Genomic DNA, 6028 nt, shown 5'->3' on the forward strand with positions numbered 1-6028 from the left:
GGAAGGTCGGGATCTCCGAGCCGCCCGCCGGGATCGCGCCGAAGGGCAGGCCGAAGCCCAGCCCGCGGATCCACGCCGGGATCGCGCGGCGCAGGTCGCGCCCGCTCAGCCAGGGGGTGCCGGTGCCGGTGATGAGCTTGTCGCCCACGCCCCCGCCCCGGTGCACGCGCGAGACCACGTGCAGCACCTCGCCCAGCGCGAGCAGGCCCACGGTCACCGTGACCACGCTGATCCCCTCGAACAGGGAGGGGACACCCAGGGTGAAGCGGGCCGCGCCGCTCTGGGCGTCGATGCCCACCATCGCGATGGCCAGGCCGATGGAGAGCGCGATGAGCCCGCGCACCATGGACTGGGCCACCACCGCCGAGGTGGCGACGAAGGCCAGGACCGCCAGCGCCAGGTACTCGGCCGGGCCGAAGCGCAGGGCGATGTCGATGATCACCTTCGAGAAGAAGGCCACCACCGTCGTGGCCACCACCGCGCCGGTGAACGCGCCGATGGCCGACGTGGCCAGGGCCTGGGAGGCCCGGCCCTTGAGCGCCATCCTGTGCCCCTCGATCGCGGTGGCGATCGCGGAGCTGTTGCCGGGCGTGTTCATCAGGATCGACGTGGTCGAGTCGCCGAACAGGCCGCCGTAGTACACGGCGGTGAACATGATGAAGGCCCCGGTGGGGTCCAGCTTGAACGTGACGGGCAGCAGCAGGGCGACGGCCATGGCCGAGCCCAGGCCGGGCAGCACGCCCACGGCGGTGCCCAGCAGGACGCCCACGAACGCCCACAGCAGGTTCTCGGGGGAGAGCGCGGCGGCGAACCCGCCGCCGAGCAGACTCAGGGTCTCCACTTACAGCACCCCTCCCAGGATTCCGGCGGGCAGGTTGAGGCCGAGCCCGCCGACGAAGGCGAGCTGGACCACGGACGAGTAGGCCAGCGCGACGGCGGCCTCGAACAGCGGGCGCCTGCCGCCGAAGGCCCAGGTCACGCCGAAGAACAGCAGCGCGCCGGACAGCAGCCAGCCCACCGGCTGCAACAGCAGGGCGAAGAGCACCACCGCGCCGAGCACGGTGCCCACGGCGCGCCAGTCGCTGTGGGCGGCGGGGGCGCTCGCGGACGGGCCGCGCCCCTCGACCAGGTCGCCGACCACGCCCGCGTCGCCGCCGGGGTGGTCGGTCCCCTCCGGCTCGGGCGCCGCGGGGCGCAGGGCCACCTGGACGACCAGGGCCGCGCCGAGGACGAGCATCAGCACCGCGACGATCGCGGGGAAGAGCTGGGGGCCGGGGGAGGCCGAGTTGTCGGGCACGTGCATGGTGAGCGTCTGCACGCCCACGAACACGCCGATGCCGATGGTGAGCAGGCCGACGAAGATCTCGCTGCGCCCCCTCCACCAGGTGGGCCGCTCCTCACGCGGCCGCGCGCCGGGCCCGCCCGGGGCGGTGGGTGTCGTGCTGTGCTGGCTCATGAAAGCCCCAGGTCCTCGGTGACGTCGGTGATGCGTTCGATCTCGGCCGCGAGGAACTCCTCGAACTCGGGGCCGCTCTGGAAGGTGTCGTCCCAGCGGTTGCGCTGGAGGGTGTCGCGCCACTCGTCGGTGCGCACCATCTCCTCCACGATCGCGGTGAGCTCCGCCCGCTCGGCCCCGGTGATGCCGGGCGGGGCCATGAACCCGCGCCAGTTGGGCAGCACCGCGTCCACGCCCTGCTCGGGCAGGGTCGGGGCGTCGATGCCCTCGACGCGCTCGTGGGCCGAGACACCCAGGACGCGGATGTTGCCCGCCTCCACCTGGTCGCTGAACTCGTTGTAGCCCGAGACGCCCACGTCGAGGCTGCCCGAGAGCAGCGAGGTGAGCGCCTGCGCGCCGCCCGCGAAGGGGATGTAGTTGACGGCCTGGGGTTCGACGCCCTGCGACTGGGCGGCCAGCCCCGCCAGGAGGTGGTCGGTGCCGCCCAGGGAACCGCCGCCGACCGCGACCGCGCCCGGGTCCTCCCGCCAGGCCTCGATGAGGTCGCCCATGTCCTCCAGCGGGGAGTCGGCGGGGACCACGAAGACCTCGTAGTCGTCGGCGACGCGGGCGATGGGCACCACGTCCTCCAGGGTCTGGGCCGAGTCGTTGACGATGATGCCGCCGATCATGACGGTGCCCGTGGTCATCAGGGTCGTGGCGCTGCCCTCGCGGCGCACCGTCTGCGCCAGGCCGATGGTCCCTCCCGCACCGGGGAGGTTGAGGACCTGGGTGTTGTCGACGATGTCGTTCACGCGCAGGGAGTGCTGCGCCTCGCGCGCCACCAGGTCCCAGCCGCCGCCGGGGTCGGCGGGGACGACGATGTCGATCCTGGCGCGGGCCTCCGACGCGTTCGTGTCGGACAGCGCGGCGTTCGTCGCGGCGGCGCCCACCAGGAGCGCGGTGGCCACGGCCCCCGACGCGCGGAGGATCCGCTGTCTGTTCATCCTTCACTCCCTTTCGGCCCACTGGTCCACCAGGTGGTCCAACGGGACCGTTTCGTGGTCTGGGAAATCATGCGAGCCCCCGTGAGCACTGTCAATGCCGATTCGAAACCTTTTGTTAACGAGTGTGTTGCGGCGCACAGTCCCCTGTTGGTCTTCCCTTCTGCGCAGGCCAGTCCGGTTCCCGCCAATGGAGGTGCTCTTCGGGGAGGGGCTGGCCGTGCGCCGAGGGGTTGCGCTACGCTGACGGCGCGATTCCACTTAGCGGTCCTTATGAACCACCTAGTGGACCAAACGGAAGGGGGAGGGATGCCTGACGGCGACTCCGGCGGCACCGTGCGCAGCGTCGCGCGCGCCCTGGACCTGCTCGACCTGTTCGACGAGAGGAACCAGCGCTACTCCACACGGGAACTGGTGGAGCGCACCGGCCTGGCCAAGACCACGGTCCTGCGGCTGGTCGCGACCCTGGAGCAGCGCGGACTGCTGTGGACGGCTCCCGACGGCAAGGTCGGTGTCGGCCCCAGCCTGCTGCGCTGGTCGCGCCTGGCCCACGCCGTCTGGCAGGTGCCCGAGGCCGTCCGGTCCGTCATGCGCGAACTCGTCGCCGACACCGCCGAGACCGTCAACCTCTACGTCCGCGCCGACGCCACCCGCGTGTGCGTGGCCAAGGAGGAGGGCCCCCAACGGCTGCGCCACGTCGTCAACGTCGGCGACGAGATGGTCCTGTGGGGCGGGGGCGCCAGCAAGGTGCTGCTCATCGGCGCGGGGGAGTCCCTGCTGCTGCGCGTGGCCGCCGCATCCCCCCACGGCCCCGGGCACGTCAGCCGCCTGCGCGAGGAGGTGGAACTGGCCCGCACACGCGGCTTCGCCGTCAGCCACGGCGAGCGCGAGCGGGGCGCCTCCGGCGTGGCCGCGCCCGTCTACGGCCCCGCCGCATCACCGACATCGGGCTCGACCCCTCGGGAGGGACCGTGGGACCCGGAACACAGGAGAGACGTTGACCGACACCGACACCGACACAGGCTCCGAGGCCGGGGAGAGGACCCTGCCGCTCGCGGGGGTGCGCGTCCTGGACATGACCAACGTCCTGGCCGGGCCCTACGCCGGGTACCAGCTGGCGCTCATGGGCGCCGACGTGGTCAAGGTCGAGGTCCCCGGCTCCGGGGACCTGGCCCGCCAGCTCGGCGCCTCGGCGGAGCTGAACGGGCGCGGACTGGGCGCGTCGTTCCTGGCGCAGAACGCGGGCAAGCGCTCCCTGACCCTGGACCTGAAGACCCCCGGCGGCCGGGAGACCATGACCCGCCTGGTGCGCCGCTCCGACGTGCTGCTGGAGAACTTCCGGCCGGGCGTGCTGGAGCGCCTGGGCTTCGGCTGGAAGGACCTGAGCGCGGTCAACCCCGGCCTGGTCTACTGCGCGGTGTCCGGGTTCGGCTCCGACGGCCCCCTGAGCGGGCGCCCGGCCTACGACCAGATCATCCAGGGCCTGTCGGGGATGATGAGCACCACCGGCACGCCCGGCACCGGCCCCCTGCGCGCGGGCTTCCCCATCGCCGACGTCCTGGGCGGCCTCGCCGCCGCCTTCGCGATCAGCACCGCCCTGGTCAGGAGGGAGCGCACCGGCCGGGGGAGCAGCGTGGACGTGTCCATGCTGGAGACCGCGATCACCGCGATGGGCTGGGGCGTGTCCAACTACCTGTCCGCGGGTGTGGAACCGGTCCCCATCGGCAACGAGAACGCCACGGCGGCTCCCTCGGGCACCTTCGCCACCGCCGACGGCGCGCTCAACATCGCCGCCAACAAGCAGGAGCAGTTCGAGGCGCTGTGCGCGGTCGTGGGCGCGCCCGAACTGGCGCGCGACCCCCGCTTCGCCCAGCGCGAGGACCGCAAGACCCACCGCGAGGCCCTCCGCGAGGCCCTGGAGGAGCACCTGGGCACCCGGACCGCCCTGGAGTGGGAGCGCGAGCTGGCCCGGGTCGGGGTCCCCGCCGCCCGCGTGCTGACCGTGGCCCAGGCGCTGGAACTGGACCAGGTGGCCCACCGGGGACTGGTGCACACGCTGCCCTTCCCCGGCGGGGAGGACCGCGAGCTGCGCGTGCTCGGCAGCGGCGTCCGCGTGGACGGCGCGCCCCTGGGCCCGCGCACGGCGCCGCCCCTGCTGGGCGAGCACACCGAGCAGGTGCTGCGCGAGGCGGGGTTCAGCGACCAGGAGATCGACGCACTGCGCGAGGAGCGGGCCGTATGAGCACGATCGACACGCCGTCCATGACCCACGACGAGATCGGCCTCTGGTGGCGGACCGGGCTGATCCGGATCGCCCCCGGCGAGATCGAACCGGGCGGCTATCCGGTGCAGGAGCTGATCGGCCGGGTCTCCTTCGTGGACACGGTCTGGCTCATGCTGCGCGGCGAGCTGCCCGACCCGCGCCGCTCCCGCCTGTTGGAGGCCGCCCTGGTCGCCGCCGTGGACCACGGCCCCCAGGCGCCCTCCATCGCCGCCGCCCGGATGGCGGCCAGCTGCGGGGTGGGCCTGAACAACGCCGTCGCCACCGGCGTCAACCTGCTCGGGGACGTGCACGGCGGCGCGGGCCAGCAGTGCGTCGCCCTCCTGGAGGAGATGGCCGGGCGCGTCGCCGACGGGACCCCGGTGGCGCGGGTGGCCGAGGAGGTGGTCGCCGAGTACCGCGGGCGCGGCGCGTACGTGCCCGGCTTCGGCCACCGCTTCCACCCGCGCGACCCACGCCGCGACCCGCTGCTGGGCCTGGTGCGCGAGGCGGTCGAGGACGGCCTCGTCCCCGCCGGACCGCTGGAGGCCGCCCTGGCGCTGGAGGAGGCGCTGGCCCGGGGGCGCGGACGCCCCGTGCCGATGAACATCGACGCCGCCACCGCCGTCGTCTACGCCTCGCTGGGCTTCCCCTCGGAGCTGGCCCGGGGGCTGTTCGTCCTCTCCCGTTCCGTGGGCATCCTCGCCCACGCCTGGGAGGAGCACCAGAGCGGGTCGCGCATCAAGGGGCCCCTGCCCAGGGCGGTGCTGGCGGGCTACGACGGCCCCGCGACCCGCCACCTCGCCGCCGACGACCCGCGGCTCTCTGCGGACCCCGGTCGGGACTGACCGCGCAGAGTCCCCCCGACGGCGGGCGCCGGATACCTCCGTCCGGTCCGGTGCCCGCTCCCCCTCCGCGTGACCTGGCTGGACGGCCCGGGTCCGCGGTCGCCGGGCTGTGCTCCGCGCGCCCGGGACGGTGCCGGGGCGGCGTGCTCGTGCCGGTCGGCCCCGGGGCCGCGCGTCCCGCCGCCCCGTCAACCTGTGTGGACCACCATGACGGGGCAGGGGGAGCGGTGCAGTACCCCGTGGGCCGCCGAACCCAGGGCCAGGCGGGTCAGTCCGTGCTCGCCTCCCGCCCCGACCACGAGCAGCCGCGCTGCTCGCGCCGCGTCCGTCAGCGCCGCGACGGGGCGGCCGTCCACCACCTCGGTGCGCACCTCCACCTCCGGGTACCGGGCACGGAGGGGCCCGACCGCGCGCTCCAGGGCGAGTCCATCGCCTGGGCCGCTCTCCCGGGTCCGGGGAGACGACGCGACCGCGGGGGGAA

7 protein-coding genes and 1 pseudogene are annotated in these 6028 nt (G+C 74.1%); 3 read left to right on the forward strand and 5 right to left on the reverse strand.

All coding sequences use genetic code 11. The features are described from left to right. The 3 genes from DQW06_RS15270 to DQW06_RS15280 form a co-directional block, all read right to left on the reverse strand. Positions 1-841: tripartite tricarboxylate transporter permease (locus tag DQW06_RS15270; RefSeq protein ID WP_198662455.1), on the reverse strand; the 841-nt coding region annotated here is incomplete at its 3' end. Next, a complete protein-coding gene (locus tag DQW06_RS15275) occupies positions 842-1456 on the reverse strand; it encodes a tripartite tricarboxylate transporter TctB family protein (protein WP_013152863.1) in 615 nt (204 codons plus the stop codon). Continuing rightward, on the reverse strand, positions 1453-2442 hold the full coding sequence (locus DQW06_RS15280) for a tripartite tricarboxylate transporter substrate binding protein (RefSeq protein WP_071621994.1): 990 nt from the start codon (positions 2440-2442) through the stop codon (positions 1453-1455). Before DQW06_RS15280 ends, DQW06_RS15275 begins: the two co-directional genes overlap by 4 nt. Positions 2443-2748: 306 nt before the next feature. Here DQW06_RS15280 and DQW06_RS29895 point away from each other — a divergent pair. Beyond that, a pseudogene (locus tag DQW06_RS29895) lies at positions 2749-2865 on the forward strand (helix-turn-helix domain-containing protein); the annotation flags it as partial. Here the strand turns inward: DQW06_RS29895 and DQW06_RS29900 are convergent. After that, on the reverse strand, positions 2835-3029 hold the full coding sequence (locus DQW06_RS29900) for a hypothetical protein (protein WP_370449078.1): 195 nt from the start codon (positions 3027-3029) through the stop codon (positions 2835-2837). The pseudogene DQW06_RS29895 and the gene DQW06_RS29900 overlap by 31 nt on opposite strands. A gap of 407 nt (positions 3030-3436) precedes the next feature. On the opposite strand from DQW06_RS29900, the gene DQW06_RS15290 reads away from it, so the two are divergent. Together DQW06_RS15290 and DQW06_RS15295 are read left to right on the forward strand one after the other, a co-directional pair. Beyond that, complete coding sequence (locus DQW06_RS15290) at positions 3437-4681, forward strand: CaiB/BaiF CoA-transferase family protein (protein WP_013152866.1); 1245 nt, start codon at positions 3437-3439, stop codon at positions 4679-4681. Further along, positions 4678-5547, forward strand: a complete 870-nt coding sequence (locus DQW06_RS15295; protein WP_013152867.1) for a citryl-CoA lyase — start codon at positions 4678-4680, stop codon at positions 5545-5547. Before DQW06_RS15290 ends, DQW06_RS15295 begins: the two co-directional genes overlap by 4 nt. Positions 5548-5735: 188 nt before the next feature. Here DQW06_RS15295 and DQW06_RS15300 read toward each other — a convergent pair. Then, the coding region (locus DQW06_RS15300; protein WP_198662456.1) for a universal stress protein at positions 5736-6028 on the reverse strand (293 nt) is incomplete at its 5' end.

This window comes from Nocardiopsis sp. TNDT3, assembly GCF_003427465.1.
GTDB lineage: Bacteria > Actinomycetota > Actinomycetes > Streptosporangiales > Streptosporangiaceae > Nocardiopsis > Nocardiopsis dassonvillei.

Coding starts and splice junctions, on each gene's coding strand:
- DQW06_RS15295 (WP_013152867.1), top strand. CDS start 4,678: ATGAGCACGATCGACACGCCGTCCATGACCCACGACGAGATCGGCCTC.
- DQW06_RS29900 (WP_370449078.1), bottom strand. CDS start 3,029: ATGACGGACCGGACGGCCTCGGGCACCTGCCAGACGGCGTGGGCCAGG.
- DQW06_RS15275 (WP_013152863.1), bottom strand. CDS start 1,456: ATGAGCCAGCACAGCACGACACCCACCGCCCCGGGCGGGCCCGGCGCG.
- DQW06_RS15280 (WP_071621994.1), bottom strand. CDS start 2,442: ATGAACAGACAGCGGATCCTCCGCGCGTCGGGGGCCGTGGCCACCGCG.